Source organism: Chromohalobacter israelensis DSM 3043 (assembly GCF_000055785.1).
GTDB classification, from domain to species: domain Bacteria; phylum Pseudomonadota; class Gammaproteobacteria; order Pseudomonadales; family Halomonadaceae; genus Chromohalobacter; species Chromohalobacter israelensis.
Genome location: NC_007963.1, coordinates 508,308 through 527,118 on the forward strand (window position 1 = coordinate 508,308; position 18,811 = coordinate 527,118).

Below are 18,811 nucleotides of genomic sequence, written 5' to 3' on the forward strand. Positions count from 1 at the left end.
CTCAGAGCGCGCCGGTGAGCGGCGCGCGACGGTTGCCCGGCTTGGCCAGCAACCATTGCGAGGTGCCGATGGTACGTTCCAGAAAGCCGCCTTCGCAGTAGCACAGATAGTAACGCCACATGCGCATGAAGCGTTCGTCGTAGCCCAGTTCGCCGATGCGCTCGAGGCTGGCCTCGAAACGCTGGCGCCACTCGCGCAGCGTGCGCGCGTAGTGGGCCCCGATCTCGTCGAGGTCGAGCACGTTGAGCTGGGTACGCCGTGTCATGCTGTCGAGCATTGCCTGATGCGAAGGCAGGAAACCGCCGGGAAAGATGTAGCGCTTGATGAAGTCGACATCGCGCTTGGCGGCGGCATAGCGCTGGTCACGGATGGTGATGGCCTGGATCAGGGCCAGGCCGTCGTCCTTCAGCAGTCGGTCGACGGTGGCCAGATAGGTATCCAGATACTGGTGTCCCACGGCCTCGATCATTTCCACCGAGACCAGGCGGTCGTAGCGTCCCTCCAGCGCGCGATAATCCTGCTTGAGCAGCGTGATGCGGTCCTCGAGACCGGCCTCGCGGATACGTCGAGCGGTATGCGCGTATTGCGCCTCGGAAATGGTCGTGGTGGTGACATGGCAGCCGCGAGTGCGCGCTGCATAGAGCGCCAGCCCGCCCCAGCCCGTGCCGATTTCCAGTACGTGATGCTCGGGACCGATATCGAGCTTGCCGAGGATGACGTCCAGCTTGTAGGTGGAGGCGTCTTCCAGACTGGCATCTGCGTGGGGGAAGATCGCGCTCGAGTAGAGCCAATGCTCGCGGTCGAGGAAGGTCTCGAACAGGTCATTGCCCAGGTCGTAGTGCGCCGCGATGTGCCGCCTGGCACGTGCGGTGGTGTTGCGACGCAGTGCGTTGAGGGCGCTCAGCGCGCTCTGGGCCAGTCGCGCGGGGCCTTTTTCCAGGCCGCCGTTGACGTGTTCCAGGTTGCGCGCCAGCAGGCGGATCAGCGTGACCAGGTCGTCGCATGTCCAGAGCCCGTCCATGTAGGCTTCGCCCGCGCCGACGCTGCCGCCCAGGGCAACGCGTCGCCACGCACGTGGATCGTGGATGCGAAGCCGGGCCGTCAAGGGGCCACCCCGCCCGAGACGGTGCGTGCAGCCGTCCTCTTCGACGATCAGCACGCCACCGTCGAGCGTGGCGAGCTGCTGCAGCAGGCGGGGCTTGAGCCAGCGCGTGAGACAGGCATCGAGCGAGCGCCCTGGGCTGGTGTCGGAGTGTGTCATCGTCACGGCGATTTCTCCTCGCGACGTGGGTGCGAAAAAAGCGGGACACGTTTGCACCACAGGCGCACGGCCTCGAAGTGGATGGCGGCCAGTGTCTTGAGGCTCATCCAGGGCGCTCGCGCCAGGGCCGCAACCCAGGCACGCCGGCCGGCCGGCGCAAACGTCAATGTCAGGGTGGCGTCGAAGTGACGCGTGGCGTCGCGCCAGACATCCATGTGCATCGAGAGGTGCGCGCCGGGGGTGTTGAAGCGCCAGCGGTAGCGCATGTCCATGGGGTTGAACGGCGAGACGTGCAGGGCCTTGTCGAAGTGCGCAGCGTGGACATGGCGTGTCGGTGTCACGCGACTGGCATAGACCTGGCGTTCCCGCCATGGCGTGTTGGTTACCTCGCCGAGGATCGCGCACAGGCGTTCCTCGCGATCATAGGCGTAGTACAGCGTGATGGGATTGAATCCCACACCGCAGAGACGCAACTGCGTGAGCATTCGAATGGGACCGTCGGGGAGCTCGCCGAGCTCTGCATGGAGCCGCTGACGAACCGCCGTCTTGAGCGGCAGTCGGGCAGGACCCAGATAGTCCTCGCGACGAAAGCGGGCCAGGGCCATGCGTCGAGCGCTGAACCCGGGCAATGCATCGAACAGGGCGGGCAGTTCGTCGAGATCCAGCCACGCCATCCACATGCGGTAGGTGAAGGCATGCGGGCGAGGCGTGAAACGCCGATGACGAAGCGTGCCCCAGGCCACGCGGCTATGCGTGACGGGGTGCCGGACGTGTGCCTCCTGGCTCATGCCGGTTCCTCGGTCTGCTCGGTGTACGGAACGGAGGTCGTCGCGGGTGCGCCGGGTTCGTCGCAGCCCAGTGCTCGGGCGACTCGCAGGGCGCTCCAGACGCCATCCTCATGAAAGCCATGACGCCAGTATGCGCCGCAGAAATGAGTGCGCCGGTGCGTCCCGGAAATTTCCGCATGGCGCCGTTGCGCGGCGGCGCCGGCCACCGTGAAGCGTGGGTGACGGTAGGTGAAGCGACGCAGCATGCAGTCGGGGTCGATGACCTCGCTGTCGTTGAGCGTCACGCAAAACGGTGTCTCGCTCGTCAGGCGTTGCAGGCGGTTCATGTCGTAGGTCACCGACACGCGCGCGTCGTCGGCGCGGCCGTCGATACGGTAGTTCCAGCTCGCGCGGGCGCGCTGTCGGCGCGGCAGCAGGCGGGTATCGGTATGCAGCACGACCTGGTTGTCCTGGTACGGCAGGGCCTCGAGGATCTCGCGCTCCGCGGCACTGGGCGCGGCGAGCATCGCCAGGGCCTGATCGCTGTGGCAGGCGAGTACCACCTGGTCGAAGCGCTCTTGGCCGCGTGGCGTGGTCAGCGTCACGCCCCTGGCATCGCGCACGATGTGCCATACCGGGCTCGCAAGCCTGATGTTGGCGGCATAGGACGATGTCAGCGGAGCGATGTACTGCCTTGAGCCGCCGGGCAGCGTGTACCACTGCGGGCGATTGTTCACCGACAGCAGGCCGTGATGATGAAAGAAGCGCACGAAGGAGGCGAGCGGGAAATGGGCCATGTCGTGCTCGCTGGCGGACCAGATGGCGGCGCCCATGGGCAGCAGGTAGCGGCGCTGGAAGTCCAGGCCATAGCCCCCGCGCGTGAGGTACTCGCCCAGCGTCAGGGTGCTCGGCAGGGCATCGCGCTCCAGGTCGCGTACCGCCTGGCGGTTGAAGCGCAGGATATCGCGCAGCATGGCGTAGAAACGCGGCCGGAGCAGATTGCGACGCTGCGCGAACAGAGTGTTCAGCGTGTGGCCGTTGTATTCGAAATCCTCGTTGACGGCATGCACCGAGAAGCTCATTTCGGTGGGCTGCATCGGAACGCCCAGCTGCGCCAGCAGGCGCTGGAAATGCGGATAGGTGCGATCGTTGAAGACGATGAAGCCGGTATCGATCGCATGCTGATGGCCGTTTACCTCGACATCGACGGTGGCGGTGTGTCCCCCAAGGCGCTCGTTGGCCTCGAACAGCGTGACCGCATGGCGCTTGGCGAGATAGTGCGCGCAGGCCATGCCCGAGATGCCGCCGCCGACCACGGCGATGCGTGAACGGGGAGTGCTCATGAGCGGCCCTCCGTATCGGCATTGCGCGTGAGCCGCAGCCCCAGGCGGTGGCGTAGTACGGGCGGCAGTATGCCCGCCAGCTTGACCAGCCAGGTGAAGCGACGCGGGAAGTGAATGTCCAGCGAGCGTTTTTCCAGGCCGCGCAGAATCGCTTCCACGGCCTCGTCGACCTCGACGCGCATGGGCATGGGAAAGTCGTTGCGCTCGGTCAGCGGCGTGCGCACGAAACCGGGGTGGATAAGGCTGACGTCGATTCCTTCCGCCGCCAGGTCGAGGCGCAGGGACGCGAGGAAATAGCTGATCGCGGCCTTGGAGGCCCCATAGGCTTCGGCACGCGGCAGCGGAAAATACGCCGAGGCACTGGAAACGGCCGCCAACTGAGGGCGCCGGTGCGCGTCTCGAGCCCGACGGAGCAGCGGCAGGGCGGCATCCACGGCATACAGGGTGCCGTGCAGGTTGGTGGTCAACACGCGCTCGACGAGATCGATATCGAAGTGACGTGCATCCAGATACTCACAGGTGCCGGCATTGAGCAGGGCCAGCTCGAGTCCGCCAAAGACGGCCGCGATACGCTCTCCGGCCTCGCGGACCGAGGCCCGGTCGGTGAGGTCGGCGGGGACTACCAGCGCATTATCGAAGGGCGCCGCGAGGGCTTCCAGGGCGTCTCGCCGGCGCGCTGTCAGGGCCACGCGGTGTCCGTCTTGCAACAGCCGCTTGGCCAAGGCTTCGCCGATACCGGACGTGGCGCCGGTCAGCCAGATACGTTGGGGTGCCGCCAGTGGGGTTGCCATGGGCTCTCCTCCAGATACCTCGCGCATGGGGCACGGGATGCCTAGCGCGAATGGCGCGCCGGGTCCACGCGCCGCTTGAGCCAGCGAATCATCGTTCCGAGCAGGGGAACGTGTTCATAGAGCATTGCACCGGCGTCGAAATGGTCTCGATGCCGGCAGATCCGATCACCGCGAAACGTCAGCTGCGAGCACCCCGAGATGCACACCGTTCGCCCGCGGGCGAGCCGGGGATGCGCCAGATGCAGCGTCCAGACCAGCAACGCATCGTCGCCCTCGCGAAAACGCTGCGTTACTTCGAACCGGCATGTCTGGACATTGGCCAGCATGTCCTCGTAGTAACGCATCAGGGGAGCGCGGCCCTCGATGTGATGTAACGGGTCGGTGAATTCCACATCTTCAGTGTAGAGGTTTTCGAGGGATCTTGTACACCTCTTGTCTAATTTTTCAAAGACACGGCAAAAGGTCGCCAGTGCGGTGTCTTGGCTCATGTTGCCCCCGTGGCTGGATAAAGTGTCAGTGAAACAAGTGTTCGCTCAGCTCGACAGCGACTTGAACGCGTCCAGGGCGCGCTGTCGGGCCGCCTTGTGGTCGACGATGGGGAGGGTGTAGCCGGTGTCGCGACGTTGCGCTTCGCTGGGGAAGAAGCGCGACTTGACGGCAAGGGGAGCCAGCTCGGGAAGCCAGTGCGCGATGAAGCGGCCCTCGGGATCGAAGCGTTCCGCCTGGGTGGTGGGATTGAAGATTCGAAAATATGGCGCGGCATCGGTACCGGTGGAGGCAGCCCATTGCCAGCCGCCGTTGTTGGAAGCGAAGTCGCCGTCGACGAGATGTCGCATGAAAAAGGCTTCGCCGCGCCGCCAGTCGATCAGCAGGTGCTTGGACAAGAACATTGCCGTCACCATGCGCAGGCGATTGTGCATCCACCCGCACTGGACGAGCTGGCGCATCGCGGCATCGACCAGCGGATACCCCGTACGCCCTTCGCACCAGGCGCGAAAGCCGGCATCGTCGTCGCGCCATGCCAGGTCGCGGGTATGCGGTTGAAACGGACGATGGCGGCTGATGTCGGGAAAGCTGGCGGCGATATGCAGGTAGAATTCGCGCCATATCAGCTCGTTGGCCCAGGCCGTGAGACCGGCATCGCCATCGGCCAGATGGCCGTCGTTGTCGCTCATGACCGCCTGCAGGCACTGGCGATGCGAGAGCATGCCCAGCGCCAGGTATGGCGAGAGCTCGCTGGTACCGGGCAGCGCCGGGAAATCGCGCTGGCGTCGGTAGTGGCGTCCACGGAAGCGCAGAAAACGTTCGAGACGGTCGCCGGCTTCCTCCTGGCCCGCCGGCCAGCGTGACGCGTCGAGCGGTGTGTCGCACGCGTCGGGAAGCTCGCGAGAGGGGGCCGGGTCGGCTTCGATGGCGAGCCTGGTCTGCGGTGCCGGTGCGTGCGTCAGGGCGAGGCGGTGCCCTTCGAGCTGACGATGCCAGGCCTTGGCGAAAGGCGTGAACACGCTGTAAGGCTCGCCCTTGCCCGTGAGCAACTCGCCCGGTGCATAGGCCACGGCATCGGTATGTCCGGTCACCGCGATTCCGGCATCGTGGAAGGCGCGCTCTACCGCTGCGTCCCGGCGTCGTTCGTTGAGCGGATACTCGCGGTTGAAATGCAGGGCGGTCGCACCATGTTGATGCGCCAGTTTCAGCAGGGCATCGGGGGCTTCGTCGTAGGTCTCGATGCGGCGCTGCAACAGGGGAATGTTGAGGCCCGAGAGGTGTTCGCGAAGCGCGGCCACGCCGCGCAGCCAGAAGTCGATCTTGTTGGCGCCGTGATCGTGCCGCTGCCATTGGGGAATGCTGGTCAGAAACACGGCGATGACCGGACCGCGTTCGGCGGCGGCGCTCAGCGCTCGGTTGTCGAGAGTCCGCAGGTCGCTGCGGAACCAGACCATCTGCAAGTCGGACATGCCAATTTTCCTGACGCGGTGGTACGAATCAGCGGCCCAGCAGCCCGTGCAAGCGGCTGAGCGCGGCGGGCAGGTCGTCACCCAGCGACGCGACCTGGGTGTTTTCCAGCTCCGCCCCCCGGATGCGCGTCACCGGTCCGACCAGGCACAGGGGAACATCGAGCTGTTCGCCCAGACGCGGCAACTGACGACGAATGAGGTCGCTGCGTTCGGCATGGCCGCTGGTCATCACCAGGGCATCCACCTTGAAGCGTTCCGCGGCAAGCGCCAGCTCGTTGATCGGCAAGTCGGTTTCCAGCCATTCGACACGAAAGCCCGATGCCGAAGCGGCGAGGGCGAGCAGCAGCGTGCGCAGCAGATCGCGCTCTTCAGGCAGGCGCACCAGCAGTAGTCGGGCGCCCCCCGTCACGTGGTTGGCGTGATAGAGGCGCATGCCGATTCGGGTGCGCAGGAAGCTTTCCAGCTGACGCCGCTGCAGTTCGGCACCGAACTGGTCGCTCCAGCGCTCCTCGAGTCGATCGACCACCGGCTGCCACAGCTCGGCGATGCACACGCTGGTGGGATAAAGCGCCATGCTGCGATTGAAGAGCGTCTCCAGCAATTCGCCATCCAGCGTGTCGACGGCCTGGAGCAACTGCTGCCGCTGACTCTCCCAGTCGCTGATGTCGGGAGGCGGCGCATCGTTGGCCGCCGGTTCGGACTGCTCGAGCAGGTCGCGTACCTGGCTGACGGGAACGCCGCGATTGAGCCATTGCAGGATACGCTCGACACGTTGTATGTCCTCGCGTGCATAGAGGCGGTGCCCCTTGGGGGTGCGCTGCGGGCGAATCAGGCCGTAGCGCCGCTCCCAGGCGCGCAAGGTCACGGAATTGACGCCGGTCAGCCGAGAGACCTCGCGGATCGGATACAACGGTGCGCTAGCCGGATCCATCGCCTGTTCACTCATGCGCTTAGGTTCCTCCTGTGAATCATGCCCCGATACGGATGGTCGCCAACGGTTGGCTGTGTCGTGGTGTCGGGGGACAAGGACAATCGGTGACATGACACCCACGCCGCCGGGCGGCGGCGCGTATTGTGCCCGCTACTCGCGGCGACGTCACCTGATGCCCGCCCGTTCAGCATGGGGTATGAAGTTGTACGTCGCAAGCGTTCTGTACAATTTCTATCACGTATCCTCATGCGCCGGCACGGGCGGTCACGATGCCTGCCAGGGCCTCGACGAAGGCGGGGTGCTGGCCGACCGGGTCGAGAAGCGTCAGCGTGGCGTCGGGATATTGCGTGCGTAGCGCATCGAGTTGCGCGGGCACGTCCTGGCGCAGGTGACGCCCGGCGGCGAAGAACAGCGGCAGGATATCGATGCGCCGATGCCCCTGGGCGTGGCACTCGGCGACCCGCGTTTCCAGCGAGGGTTCGCTGAGCTCCATGTAGGCGACGACTGCCGGGGTCTCGAGGCGTGCTTGCAAGTCGCTTTCGAGCGCCTCGAAGGGCGCGCGCCAGCGCGCGTCGCTGGAGCCATGGGCGAGTAGGATCAAGGCGTGGCTCATTGAGCAACCTCCTGTCAGACGGTTCGTGACGACGGCGCATGAGTGACACCGCCTGGCGGCGCCCGCGTGGTGAATGGCCATGAGCTATGCTTTTCAACCGGGCCGTCGCGTGCTTACCTGGACAACTCTACCAAATTGTACAACGGTCGTATAATACGTATTCGGAGAGTCAATATGCGCATCTTGATCACGGGCGGCAGCGGCTTCGTCGGGCGCCCGCTGTGCCGACGCCTTCACGACGCCGGCCACGAGCTGCTGGTGGTGTCGCGCTCACCGTCGCGCGCGAAGGCGCTGCTTCCCGACGGGACCGAGGTCCGCGATTCGGTATTGGCGTTCGTGGACCGTGCGCCGGAGGCGATCATCAACCTCGCGGGCGAGCCCATTGCCGACAAGCGCTGGAGCGCTGCGCAAAAGCGTCGCCTGATCGACTCGCGCTTGACCGTCACGCGTGATCTGGTGACCTTGTGCGAGCGTCTGGACACGCCGCCGCGAGTGATGATCTCCGGTTCGGCGATGGGGTATTACGGGGACCAGGGCGATCGCGACGTGACCGAGCAGACGCCGCCTCAGGAGGAGTTCGCGCACCGTCTTTGCGCCGAGTGGGAGTCGGCGGCACTGGCGGCCGAGCCGCTGGGGGTGAGAGTGGTACTGCTGCGTACCGGGCTGGTGCTGGATGCCGGTGGCGGTACCCTGGCCAAGTTGCTGTTGCCGTTTCGTCTCGGGCTGGGCGGACGGCTGGGCAGCGGACGCCAGTACATGCCGTGGATCCACCGCGAGGATTGGGTGAGCATCGCGCTCTTCCTGCTCGAGCGCGACGACCTCGCAGGACCGTTCAATGCCTCGGCGCCCCATCCGGTGACCAATGCCGATTTCACCCGTGCCTTGGCGCGCCACCTGCATCGTCCCGCGGTGATGGCGGTGCCCGCCGGGGTCCTGCGGCTGGCCCTGGGAGAGATGTCGCGCTTGCTGCTGACCGGGGCACGCATGCGCCCCGCACGCCTGGAGGCGGCGGGGTTCGGGTTTCAATATCCGACGCTGGACAGCGCCCTGAAGGCGATTCTCGGCCGCTGACGCGAGGCGTCGCGGCGCCCTTCATTCAGGCGGGTCGACGGTCACCACCACGCGGACCGCGTCGAGGCGCAGGCGTGTGGCGTCGATGGCCGTGTCCAGCTCGCGGCGTTCGTGGGCGAGGGCCTCGATTTCCGCGTCGCGTACCGCCGGGTTGTGACGTGCGAGGGCCTTGAGACGCGCAAGCTCGGTGTCCAGCGTGTCACGCATGTGCGTCTGCGCGGCTTCGATGATGCTCGGCAGTTCGTTCTCTGCCTCGTCCTCGGCCCGCGTCAACAGGTCGCGCAACTGCGCGTGACGCGACTTGATCAGGTCCCGGGCGACCGCCTTCTTGACCTTCTGAAGGTTTTTCGCCAGCCCGCCGAAGGAGACCTTCTGGGTCAGGTTGGCGCCGGACTCGTCGAGCAGCAGGCGCACCGCCGTCGGCGGCAGGAAGCGCCCCACGTTCAGGTGTCTGGGCGCCGGACAGTGGGTGCGGAACACCAGTTCGGCCATCAGTCGTCCGCCCGGAATCGCCGGGTGCTGAAGCAGCGCCAATGCGGTGTTGCCAAGCGTGCCGTCGAGGATGCGCTCCATCATCTCGCGGACCAGAGGGTGCTCCCAGGACAAGCGCTGCACATCGTCGCGGGCCAGGGCGCGCTGCCGGTCGAAGGTGGCCGAGAAGCCTTCCTCGCCTTTGACCAGTCCCGGCAAGCCGTCGAGCATGTGGGGCCCGGCCAGCAGGTGCTGAATGTCGCCGCCCAGATCGCGACTTTCGACGCCGAATACGTCCAGCGCCTTGTCGACATAACGCGGCAGTGCGGGGTCGTCGTCGAGCTCGCGAATCGCCTCGGTGATGGCCTGGGCGCGCGCCGGCCGACAGGCGTTCCACTCCAGCAGCCGGTCGCGGCCGGCCTCGTGCGCGGCGAGGCGGCTTTCGAAGAAGCGTCGCGTGTCGGCAATGACCTCGGCGAGCGCGTCGTCATCCAGCAGGGCATCGGCCACGCTGTCGCCGAAAGCGTCGTAGAGTTCGCTGCCGATGCCGTGCGGGGCGTCGAAGGCGCGCATGCCCTCGTCGTACCAGCGCAGCAAGCGCTCGCCGGGGCTGTCCTCGAAGACCGGCACATGAATCTCGATGGCGTGCTGCTGGCCGATACGGTCGAGGCGGCCGATGCGTTGTTCGAGCTGGTCGGGATGCGCCGGCAAGTCGAACATCACCAGATGCCGGCAGAACTGGAAATTGCGTCCCTCGGAGCCGATCTCCGAGCACACCAGTACCTGGCACCCGTCTTCCTCGTCGGCGAAGGCCGCCGCGGCACGGTCGCGTTCGATGAGCGTCAGGCCCTCATGGAAGACCGGTGCCTGGACTCCGCCCAGTACGCGCAGTGCCTCGCTGAGATCGCTGGCGGTCTCGCGGTCGTGGGCGATGACCAGCATCTTGTCGCGCCCCACTTCGGTCAGGCGCTCCAGCAGCCAGGTCACGCGCGGATCTATCTGCCACCAGGGCTCGGCGTTGAGTGCGGTGTCGCCCGGCGAGGCATCGCATTGCGCGCGATACATGGCATCCGGATACAGCAGCACCTCGGGATGGTCGAGGCCGGTGGTGATCAGCAGGTCGTCGAGGTAGTCCATGTCGCGATCCAGCTTGCGCAACTCGCGGCGATAGCTGGACGGCGGCGCCAGGCGAGTGACGTGCAGGTGGCGTTCGGGAAAGCCGGCGACATGGCGACGGCTGTTGCGGAACATCACCCGGCCGGTCCCGTGACGGTCGAGCAACTGCTCGCGTAGCTGGCGGCGTGCGCTGTCGCGCTGGGTGTCGTCGCTTTCCGGGTCGATCAGCGTGTCGAGCAGTGCCTGGCTGTCCGCGTCGTCGATGACCGCGCCCACGCTATCGCGGTCCGCGGCATCGCCGGGCAGGCGCTCGAGGGCGTCCACCGCCTCCGCGACCCGGGCGTAGCCCGTTTCTTCGGCCTCGAAGGCCGCCAGGCTGGTATAGCGCTCGGGGTCGAGCAGACGCAGGCGGGCGAAATGGCTGGCAAGCCCCATCTGCTCGGGCGTGGCGGTGAGCAGCAGCACGCCGTCGATGGCATGCGCCAGCTGCTCGACGCAGGCATAGCCGGGGCCGCTGGCCTCGGGGCTCCAGTCGAGATGATGCGCCTCGTCGACGATCAGCAAGTCCCAGTCGCAGGCCTGGGCCTGGGTCTGGCGGTGTGGGTTGGCGAATAGCCACTGCTGGCTGGCGAGCACCAGCTGGGCGCTTTCGAAGGGGTTGCCCGTACTGTGCTGGCTCTGTTGCTCGTCAAGCAGCGTGAAATGCAGCGAGAAACGGCGCAGCATTTCCACCAGCCACTGGTGGGTCAGGCTGTCCGGCACCAGAATCAGCGCACGCTCGGCACGACCGGTGATCAGCAGGCGGTGCAGGATCAGACCCGCCTCGATGGTCTTGCCCAGGCCCACTTCGTCGGCCAGCAGCACGCGCGGGGCATGGCGACGGGAGACTTCGTCGGCGATGTACAGCTGGTGCGGGATGAGGTCCACCCGCGGGCCTGCCAGGCCGTTCGCCGGGTGTTGAGCGATGCGGTGATAGTGGTGCAGGGTGCGGTAACGCAGCTCGAACCAGTCGTTGCGGTCGACCTGACCGGTCAGCAGGCGGTCCCGCGCTTGCTGGAAGCGCATGCTGTCGGCGAGGCGGCTTTCGGGAAACTCTTCGTATTCGCCGTCCGCCGTCTCGACGACATAGATCAGCAGCCCCTTGGCCTCCTTGGTGTCGTCGACGGTCAGCGTGCGGCCGTCGGCGGCTTCTATCCGGTCGCCGGCGCCGAATACCACGCGGGTCAGCGGTGCCTGGCGAACGCTGTAGGTGCGCGTTTCCTGACTGGCGGCAAAGAGAACGGTCACGCTTCGGAAATCGCAGCTCAGGATCGTGCCCAGCCCCAGTTCGGCTTCGCCGTCACTGACCCAGCGCTGGCCCGGAATGAATTCGCTCATGATGCCTCGGGATGAAGATGAAACGGTATGTGGCGTGCCGCCCGCGAGGGAGCATGCAGGGCGGCGGGCGCGGTATTCTACCGGAAAGCGGCCAAGGGCTTAACAGGCGATTGTGCTTTCAGGGCAATGCCGCCAGCCAGGCCTCGAGAGTCGCCGTGGCGAGCGGTCCCGAACGGATGTTGCGGAGTCGACCGTGGGCGTCGAGGTAGACGGTCAACGGCAGGTCGGGCATGCCGAAATAGGCCTGCAGGCGCTGCTCCGGGTCTTGCAGGTTATGCGCGAACCCCATGTCCTGAGCATCGAGGAAGCGTGCGGCCTGCAACAGGGATTGGCCTTCATTGACCGTTATCACGCGCACCTGGTCGGCGACCGCATTGACGCGTGCCAATGCCTGGCGGCACGCGTGGCAATCGCTGCGCCACAGCACCACGATGAGCGGTGACGATGTGGAGAGGGTCTCGAGCGATACCGCATCGCCGTCGAGGGCGTTCAGCGACAAGGGCGGCAGGTGCGATGGAGGAGGTTCGCCGGCCAGAGGGTGCCAGGCGTTCAGGCCCCACCATAGTACGGCGCAGGTCGCGAGCACGCCCGATGCCCGGGTCAGATAGCGCGGCGGCAGGCGGCGCAGACAGCCCAGCGTCCAGGCCCCCGCACCCAGCAGGGCGCCCAAAGGGTGATACCCGGACTGCCAGCGCATGACGGCCTCGAGAGGGGCTTCGCGATAGGCCTCGCCGTGCAGTGCGATGTCGGCCAGGCGGGCGCCGAGCAGGGCGCCGAGTAACGCGCCGGTCAACCACAGGCGGCGGCGTGGCGGTGGCAGGCGGACCAGGTGGCCGAGCGCGAGCAGTGCCACGGCGGCGCTCACCGCGTAGAGATGCGCTGGCGGCAAGGACAGTGGACCAAGCGTGAAAGCGGTCATGGGCCTCCTCATGACGAAGCTGCTCTTGGAGTCGCTGCCGTCTCATGCACGGCGACGGGCCTTGGCACGTTACACTAAAGCGGAGCGCGTCGCCCGGGGCGGCGTGAACGTCGGCAAGCGCTCGGGTGTCGCGGCGAGACGTGATGGCAGGCGGCGCAAGCGTGGAATGATCAATCAACAGGAGCAGGCATGGTGAATTCGCGCCATGGAGTCGATGGGCTACGGGCGGTGGCCATCGCCAGTCAGGCGGTGGGGTTCATTCTGATCATCGCGCTGGAGACGTGGCTGGGGGATGCGGCACGCGTGTGGCAGGGCGTCACGCTGGCGGCAATGCTGGTCGCGGCCAGCGGCGTGGCGCTGGTGCGGCGCTATCGTCGCAACCGCCAGCGCAGGGCGATGGACGAGCGCCTGCGTCGCGCGGAGGAAAGCGACCCCTGACGCCGCAACCTCATACCACCAGCCCCTGGAGGCCAAGCGGTTGGCAGCGGCGTGGGTCGAGCGCCAGAAGCATCAATTGCCAGCCGCCGGGCAATGGCATGATCAGGACGCGCCAGGCACAACCGCGGGAGGCGCTGGGCCGGTCGCGCGAGGCTTCCAGACAGCGTGCTCCCTGCGCCATCAGCGTGGGGGCGAGGCGTTCGAATTCCGCGTTGTCGGCTTCCAGGCGCAGGGTGCCGGGGAGCGCGCCGGGCGTGGCCTCCAGCCACAGCACCTGGCTGTCATGGCGTTCGTGGCGTAGTTCGAGGCAGGCCCCGTGCGCCGTGTGCAGCAGGATCGTCAGCCCGAGATGGCGCTGCAAGGCCTCGAGCATCGGCGCAAGCTGCGCGACATGAAGCGTGGCGGGTTCCGGCGATAGACGTTGCATGGCGCGTCCTCCAGCGATCGCGACTCTCGCTTCTCAGTATGGAAGCTGCTGCCATGCGCGAAAGCGGTGCGTGCCTATGGTGGGGATGGTGCCAGACTATCGAGTCCGGCACCCGTGCTCGGGGCACTCCTGTTCAGGGCACTTCCCTGTGCCGTTTGCGTCCCTGCCCGCTCACCGTGACGCCTGCAGCGCGACGTTTCGATAATCCAGGTCAAGGAAATGGCGATCAGTGCATGTCGCCGAACGCAAAAACGCCCACGTGGCCGAGGCCATGACGTGGGCGTTTTCAGAATTCCGTGGTCGGAGTAGCAGGATTCGAACCTACGACCTCTGCCTCCCGAAGGCAGCGCTCTACCAAGCTGAGCTATACTCCGTTCGCGTCGGTGGTGCCGACTCGACGGGGCTGCATTATACGCATCCGCGGCGCGCGCGCAACCCCTTTGCGTCGGTGCCGCGTCAGGTCTGGCGCTCGACGGCGAGGTGCGCGAGCGCGGCCATGCTGTCGCGGTAGCGGCTTTCGGGCAGCAGTTCGAGTTGCGCCAGGGCGCGGTCGGCCATTTCCTCGGCGCGACGCCGGGTATAGTCCAGCGCGCCGGTGTCGTGCACGATCGCCAGTACCTCGTCGAGGTGGTCGAGCCCGCCCTGGCGAATGGCCTGGCGGACGACGCTGACCTGCTCGGCGTTGCCGTTCGCCATGGCATGGATGAGCGGCAGCGTGGGCTTGCCTTCGGCGAGGTCGTCGCCGACGTTCTTGCCCATGGCGTCGGCGTCGCCCTGATAGTCGAGGAGGTCGTCGACGAGCTGGAATGCCAGCCCGAGATAACGCCCATAGAGCTTGAGCGCTTCTTCCTGGGCGGGGGTCGCCTCGGCGAGTACCGCGCCGCTGTGGCTGGCGGCCTCGAAGAGCATCGCTGTCTTGCCCTGAATGGTGTCGAAGTAGGCTGCCTCGTCGATATCGGGGTTGCCGATATTGGTCAGCTGCAGCACCTCGCCCTCGGCGATCACGCAGGTGGCGCCGGAGAGGATCTCCATCACGCGCATCGAGCCGACCTCGACCATCATCTGAAACGAGCGCGAATACAGGAAGTCGCCGACCAGCACCGAAGGCGCATTGCCCCAGGCGTCGTTGGCGGTGGCCTTGCCGCGACGTAGATGCGATTCATCGACGACATCGTCGTGCAGCAGCGTCGAGGTGTGCATGAACTCGATCAGCGTGGCCAGGGTCACGTGGCGATCGCCGGGGTAGTTCAGCGAGCGCGCCGCCAGCAGCACGAGGAGGGGACGCAGCCGTTTGCCGCCACTTTCGATGATGTAGCGGCCAATGGTCTCGACGAGCGGAACTCGCGAAGCCAGTTGGGCGAGGATAGTGCGATCGACGGCGGCGAAATCATCCGCGACCGCCGCATGGAGGGGCGATGCGTTAGGCTGCATGGGTCGGCTTGTCGCAATAAGGGGGTTGGGCCGCCTCATTGCGGCCTTGGGCTCGGGCTATGCTAGGGGGCCCCCCGTGGGGCGTCAAGGCGCATGCCGTGGCCCGTCGCGCGTGGCGTGAAAGACACTTGCCGGGCACTGGAGAGTATCGCTATAATACGCGGCTCGACTCATCATGCTCCCTGTCAGATGGCTGCCGGAAGGGGCGCCACTCGCCGCAGGCCGATGAAGAGCGCAATCCCGATGAGTGCTGGAGAGTGACATGTACGCAGTTATCAAAAGCGGTGGCAAGCAGTACCGCGTTCAGGAAGGCCAGACCCTGAAGCTCGAGAAGCTGGAAGTGGCCACGGGTGAAACCCTGGAACTCGACCAGGTATTGCTGGTCGCCGATGACGACGACGTCAAGGTCGGCGCGCCGCTGGTCGAAGGTGCCAAGGTGACGGCGGAAGTCGTCTCCCACGGGCGCGGCGAAAAGGTGAAGATCATCAAGTTCCGTCGCCGTAAGCACCAGATGCGTCGTCAGGGCCACCGTCAGTGGTTCACCGAAGTTAAGATCACCGGAATTTCCGCGTAAGCGATATTCCCCGATAGCGCGAGGTATTTGCAATGGCTCATAAAAAGGCTGCCGGTAGTTCTCGTAACGGTCGCGACAGTGAATCCAAACGCCTAGGTGTCAAGCTGTTCGGTGGCCAGGCGGCGACCGCCGGCAACATCATCGTTCGTCAGCGTGGCACCAAGTTCCACGCAGGCAGCGGTGTCGGCATCGGCAAGGATCACACCCTGTTCGCTCTGAACGACGGCGTGATCAAGTTCGAGACCAAGGGTCCGAAAAACCGCAAGTTCGTGAGTGTCGTCTCCGCCTGAGACCACCGCGAACGATGAAGGAAAAGGCCCCGCCCAGGCGGGGCCTTTTCGTATTGGGCGGCCGTGGCCGCCGGGAGAGTGTCCATGCAGTTCGTCGACGAAGCCTCGATCATCGTGGAGGCCGGCAAGGGTGGCAATGGCTGCCTGAGTTTCCGGCGCGAGAAGTACGTTCCCAAGGGCGGGCCGGACGGCGGCGACGGTGGGCACGGCGGCAGCGTCTACCTGATCGGTGACGAATCCCTCAATACGCTGATCGACTTCAAGTATCAGCGCTTCTACAAGGCACCCAACGGTCAGCCGGGACAAGGGCGCCAGATGAGCGGTCGCAACGGCGAGGACCTGCACGTCAAGGTGCCGGTGGGGACCACGGTGATCGACGAGGACACCCTCGAGGTGATCGCCGACGTGACCGAGGCCGGCCAGGTCGTGCTCGTGGCCCAGGCGGGCCGCCGTGGACTGGGGAACATCCATTTCAAGTCCTCCACCAACCGGGCGCCGCGCAAGACCACGCCGGGCACCGAGGGGGAGCGTCGCAACCTGCGCTTCGAAATGAAGGTGATGGCCGACGTGGGCCTGCTGGGCGTGCCCAATGCCGGCAAGTCGACCCTGATTCGTGCCGTCTCGGCGGCCAAGCCCAAGGTGGCCAACTACCCCTTCACCACGCTGGTACCCAATCTCGGCGTGGTCAAGCTGGGGACCCACGAGCACTTCGTGATGGCCGACGTGCCTGGCTTGATCGAGGGAGCCTCGGACGGCGCAGGCCTGGGCTTGCGCTTTCTCAAGCACCTGACCCGGACACGGTTGCTGCTGCACGTGGTCGATGTGGCGCCGTTCGACGAGAGCGATCCCGTGGACAGCGCGCGTGCCATCGCGCATGAACTCGAGCAGTTTTCCGCCACGCTGGCCGAACGGCCGCGCTGGCTGGTGCTCAACAAGCTCGACCTGCTCCCCGAGGAGGAGCGCCCGTCGACGGTCGACGACATCGTCGAGCGGCTGGCGTGGTCGGGACCGGTCTACAAGATCTCCGCCATCAGTGGCGATGGCACCCAAGCCCTGGTGCAGGCGGCGCACCGCTGGTTGACGGAGCAGCGCCAGCTGGAAGCAGAAGACGAGACGGCCTTCGAGCATGAGCGCGAGATGCGTCGACGCATGGAAGACGAAGCCGTGGCGCGTGCCGAGGCGCGCATGTCCCGCAAGCGCAAGCCGGCCGAGGACGATGACGACGATTTCGACGAAGACGATTACGACGTCGAAGTGGAGTACGCGCCGTGATGCGGCCGCAAGGAGACGTGAACCGGTGAGCGAATCGCAGTCGGCAAGCCGCGATGCCCTGCGTCGGGCGCGGCGTGTCGTGGTCAAGATCGGAAGTGCGTTGCTGACCAACGATGGGCGCGGCCTCGATGCCGATGCCATCGGCGAATGGGTCGATCAGATCGCCGCCTTGCATGCGCGGGGCATCGAGGTCGTGCTGGTGTCGTCCGGTGCCGTGGCCGAGGGCATGGCGCGCCTGGGGTGGGTGACGCGTCCCTCGGCGGTGCATGAATTGCAGGCGGCGGCGGCGGTAGGGCAATCCGGCCTGTCGCAGTGTTACGAGGAACATTTCGCGCGGCATGGCCTGCGCAGTGCGCAGGTCCTGTTGACCCACGACGACCTTTCCAACCGCAAGCGATATCTCAATGCGCGTTCGGCGCTGCGCTCGCTGGTGGCGCTGCGCGTGGTGCCGGTGATCAATGAAAACGACACCGTGGTCACCGACGAGATTCGCTTCGGCGACAACGATACGCTGGGCGCGCTGGTGGCCAATCTGCTCGAGGCGGATGCCCTCGTCCTGCTGACCGATCAGGAAGGCTTGTTCGACGCCGATCCTCGTCACGACCCCGAGGCGCGCCTGATTGCCGAGGGGCGTGCCGATGACCCGGCGCTGGCCGCGGTCGCCGGTGACGGCGGTGCCCTGGGGCGTGGCGGGATGGCGACCAAGGTCCGTGCGGCTCGTCTGGCCGCTCGCTCCGGCGCGCTGACGGCGATCGCCAGCGGGCGTCAGCCGGAGGTGCTCACGCGGCTGATGCAAGGCGAGACGCTGGGCACGCTGTTGATGCCCGATCACGCTCCCCTGGCGGCCCGCAAGCGGTGGCTGGCCGGGCAGCTTCAGGTGCGCGGCACCCTGGTGCTGGATGCCGGCGCGGTCAAGGTGCTGCGCGAGCATGGCTCCAGCTTGCTGCCGGTGGGCGTGCGTCGTGTCGAGGGCGAGTTCAAGCGCGGCGACATGCTGGTCTGCGTGGACGAGCAGGGCCAGCGCATCGCCAAGGGGCTGGTCAATTACGGCAGCGACGAAGCGCGGCGCATCATGGGGCAGCCCAGCCGGCGCATCGAGGAGCTGCTGGGGTACATGGAGTCGCCGGAACTCATTCATCGCGACAACCTGGTCATCGTGTGAGCGGCGGTCGGCGGGCATGTCTCGAAAGGCGCGACCTGTAGCCGTTGTCGCGGGGAGCATGCTAGAATGCCGCATCCTCTCAGACATGGCCCGTTGATGGGGCGCTGCGCGAGTGGCGGTCCCGATATGGCCGATCCGCGTGAGGTCTTAAAAACGTCACGCGAATCAATTTCTTACAGAACATGACTGTCAACATCTCCAAGGAGTAGACGGTGGCGAACACCAAACAGGCCCAAAAACGCGCCCGCCAGGCGGAGCAGCGTCGTCAGCACAATGCCAGCCAACGCAGCATGGTGCGCACCTATATCAAGCGTGTCATCAAGGCCATCCAGGGCGGCGATCATGCCCAGGCCATGACCGAGTTCAAGGCGGCCCAGCCGGTCATCGACCGCATTGCCGACAAGGACGCGATCTCCAAGAAGAAAGCAGCGCGCATCAAGAGCCGTTTGAACAAGCGAATCAAGGCCCTGGCTGCCTGAAGCCGGGACCTGGCGGCAACGCGTGAAAAAACCGGCTTCGGCCGGTTTTTTTGTAGGTGACGATCGGGCTCGACCCGGCAAACGGACAGCGGGGTGGACGGTGACGGCTAGGCAATCGCAAGC

Annotated in this window: 19 protein-coding genes and 1 tRNA gene; 7 read left to right on the forward strand and 13 right to left on the reverse strand. The window is 66.1% G+C overall.

The features are described from left to right. Nucleotide 1 precedes the first annotated feature (1 nt). From CSAL_RS02345 to CSAL_RS02380, 8 genes are all read right to left on the reverse strand, one after another. On the reverse strand, nucleotides 2–1,261 hold the full coding sequence (locus tag CSAL_RS02345; RefSeq protein ID WP_043557901.1) for an SAM-dependent methyltransferase: 1,260 nt from the start codon (nucleotides 1,259–1,261) through the stop codon (nucleotides 2–4). A gap of 2 nt (nucleotides 1,262–1,263) precedes the next feature. After that, the gene (locus tag CSAL_RS02350) at nucleotides 1,264–2,049 is read right to left on the reverse strand and encodes a DUF1365 domain-containing protein (RefSeq protein WP_011505769.1); all 786 of its coding nucleotides are present in this window, start codon (nucleotides 2,047–2,049) and stop codon (nucleotides 1,264–1,266) included. Further along, the gene (locus CSAL_RS02355; RefSeq protein ID WP_011505770.1) at nucleotides 2,046–3,371 is read right to left on the reverse strand and encodes an NAD(P)/FAD-dependent oxidoreductase; all 1,326 of its coding nucleotides are present in this window, start codon (nucleotides 3,369–3,371) and stop codon (nucleotides 2,046–2,048) included. Before CSAL_RS02355 ends, CSAL_RS02350 begins: the two co-directional genes overlap by 4 nt. Next, nucleotides 3,368–4,162: an SDR family NAD(P)-dependent oxidoreductase gene (locus CSAL_RS02360; RefSeq protein ID WP_011505771.1), complete on the reverse strand. Its 795-nt coding sequence runs from the start codon at nucleotides 4,160–4,162 to the stop codon at nucleotides 3,368–3,370. Before CSAL_RS02360 ends, CSAL_RS02355 begins: the two co-directional genes overlap by 4 nt. A 41-nt stretch (nucleotides 4,163–4,203) precedes the next feature. After that, nucleotides 4,204–4,650: a nuclear transport factor 2 family protein gene (locus CSAL_RS02365; RefSeq protein ID WP_011505772.1), complete on the reverse strand. Its 447-nt coding sequence runs from the start codon at nucleotides 4,648–4,650 to the stop codon at nucleotides 4,204–4,206. Nucleotides 4,651–4,695: 45 nt separating this feature from the next. Continuing rightward, entirely contained in the window at nucleotides 4,696–6,117 is a 1,422-nt protein-coding gene (gene phrB / locus CSAL_RS02370) for a deoxyribodipyrimidine photo-lyase (protein ID WP_011505773.1), read from the reverse strand. 28 nt (nucleotides 6,118–6,145) lie between these two features. Beyond that, the gene (locus CSAL_RS02375) at nucleotides 6,146–7,063 is read right to left on the reverse strand and encodes a MerR family transcriptional regulator (protein WP_011505774.1); all 918 of its coding nucleotides are present in this window, start codon (nucleotides 7,061–7,063) and stop codon (nucleotides 6,146–6,148) included. A 229-nt stretch (nucleotides 7,064–7,292) separates the two neighbouring features. Beyond that, nucleotides 7,293–7,661 carry a sirohydrochlorin chelatase gene (locus tag CSAL_RS02380; protein WP_011505775.1) on the reverse strand — a complete coding sequence of 123 codons (369 nt, stop codon included), beginning with the start codon at nucleotides 7,659–7,661 and terminating at the stop codon, nucleotides 7,293–7,295. A 174-nt stretch (nucleotides 7,662–7,835) separates the two neighbouring features. Here CSAL_RS02380 and CSAL_RS02385 point away from each other — a divergent pair, with 174 nt between their 5' ends. After that, nucleotides 7,836–8,732 carry a TIGR01777 family oxidoreductase gene (locus tag CSAL_RS02385; protein WP_011505776.1) on the forward strand — a complete coding sequence of 299 codons (897 nt, stop codon included), beginning with the start codon at nucleotides 7,836–7,838 and terminating at the stop codon, nucleotides 8,730–8,732. A 21-nt stretch (nucleotides 8,733–8,753) separates the two neighbouring features. Here the strand turns inward: CSAL_RS02385 and rapA are convergent, their stop codons facing one another. After that, on the reverse strand, nucleotides 8,754–11,696 hold the full coding sequence (gene rapA / locus CSAL_RS02390; RefSeq protein WP_011505777.1) for an RNA polymerase-associated protein RapA: 2,943 nt from the start codon (nucleotides 11,694–11,696) through the stop codon (nucleotides 8,754–8,756). A 118-nt stretch (nucleotides 11,697–11,814) separates the two neighbouring features. After that, nucleotides 11,815–12,615, reverse strand: a complete 801-nt coding sequence (locus CSAL_RS02395) for a TlpA family protein disulfide reductase (protein ID WP_011505778.1) — start codon at nucleotides 12,613–12,615, stop codon at nucleotides 11,815–11,817. Nucleotides 12,616–12,804: 189 nt separating this feature from the next. Here CSAL_RS02395 and CSAL_RS02405 point away from each other — a divergent pair, with 189 nt between their 5' ends. Further along, on the forward strand, nucleotides 12,805–13,053 hold the full coding sequence (locus tag CSAL_RS02405; RefSeq protein ID WP_011505779.1) for a hypothetical protein: 249 nt from the start codon (nucleotides 12,805–12,807) through the stop codon (nucleotides 13,051–13,053). Between the two features lie 10 nt (nucleotides 13,054–13,063). Here CSAL_RS02405 and CSAL_RS02410 read toward each other — a convergent pair whose 3' ends face one another. The 3 genes from CSAL_RS02410 to ispB all read right to left on the reverse strand — a co-directional run bounded on the left by CSAL_RS02410 (nucleotide 13,064) and on the right by ispB (nucleotide 14,911). After that, a complete protein-coding gene (locus CSAL_RS02410; protein ID WP_011505780.1) occupies nucleotides 13,064–13,480 on the reverse strand; it encodes a hypothetical protein in 417 nt (138 codons plus the stop codon). 297 nt (nucleotides 13,481–13,777) lie between these two features. Beyond that, nucleotides 13,778–13,854 (reverse strand) — tRNA-Pro (locus CSAL_RS02415). An 82-nt stretch (nucleotides 13,855–13,936) separates the two neighbouring features. Continuing rightward, a complete protein-coding gene (gene ispB / locus CSAL_RS02420; protein ID WP_035415339.1) occupies nucleotides 13,937–14,911 on the reverse strand; it encodes an octaprenyl diphosphate synthase in 975 nt (324 codons plus the stop codon). Nucleotides 14,912–15,173: 262 nt separating this feature from the next. On the opposite strand from ispB, the gene rplU reads away from it, so the two are divergent. From rplU to rpsT, 5 genes are all read left to right on the forward strand, one after another. After that, nucleotides 15,174–15,485, forward strand: coding sequence for a 50S ribosomal protein L21 (rplU, locus tag CSAL_RS02425; protein WP_011505782.1), 312 nt, complete (start codon nucleotides 15,174–15,176; stop codon nucleotides 15,483–15,485). A 32-nt stretch (nucleotides 15,486–15,517) separates the two neighbouring features. After that, nucleotides 15,518–15,775, forward strand: coding sequence for a 50S ribosomal protein L27 (gene rpmA / locus CSAL_RS02430; protein ID WP_011505783.1), 258 nt, complete (start codon nucleotides 15,518–15,520; stop codon nucleotides 15,773–15,775). Between the two features lie 84 nt (nucleotides 15,776–15,859). Then, complete coding sequence (gene cgtA, locus CSAL_RS02435; protein WP_011505784.1) at nucleotides 15,860–17,047, forward strand: Obg family GTPase CgtA; 1,188 nt, start codon at nucleotides 15,860–15,862, stop codon at nucleotides 17,045–17,047. A gap of 25 nt (nucleotides 17,048–17,072) precedes the next feature. Next, nucleotides 17,073–18,209, forward strand: a complete 1,137-nt coding sequence (gene proB, locus CSAL_RS02440; protein ID WP_011505785.1) for a glutamate 5-kinase — start codon at nucleotides 17,073–17,075, stop codon at nucleotides 18,207–18,209. A gap of 212 nt (nucleotides 18,210–18,421) precedes the next feature. Then, nucleotides 18,422–18,688, forward strand: coding sequence for a 30S ribosomal protein S20 (gene rpsT / locus CSAL_RS02445; protein ID WP_011505786.1), 267 nt, complete (start codon nucleotides 18,422–18,424; stop codon nucleotides 18,686–18,688). The last annotated feature ends 123 nt before the right edge of the window (nucleotides 18,689–18,811 follow it).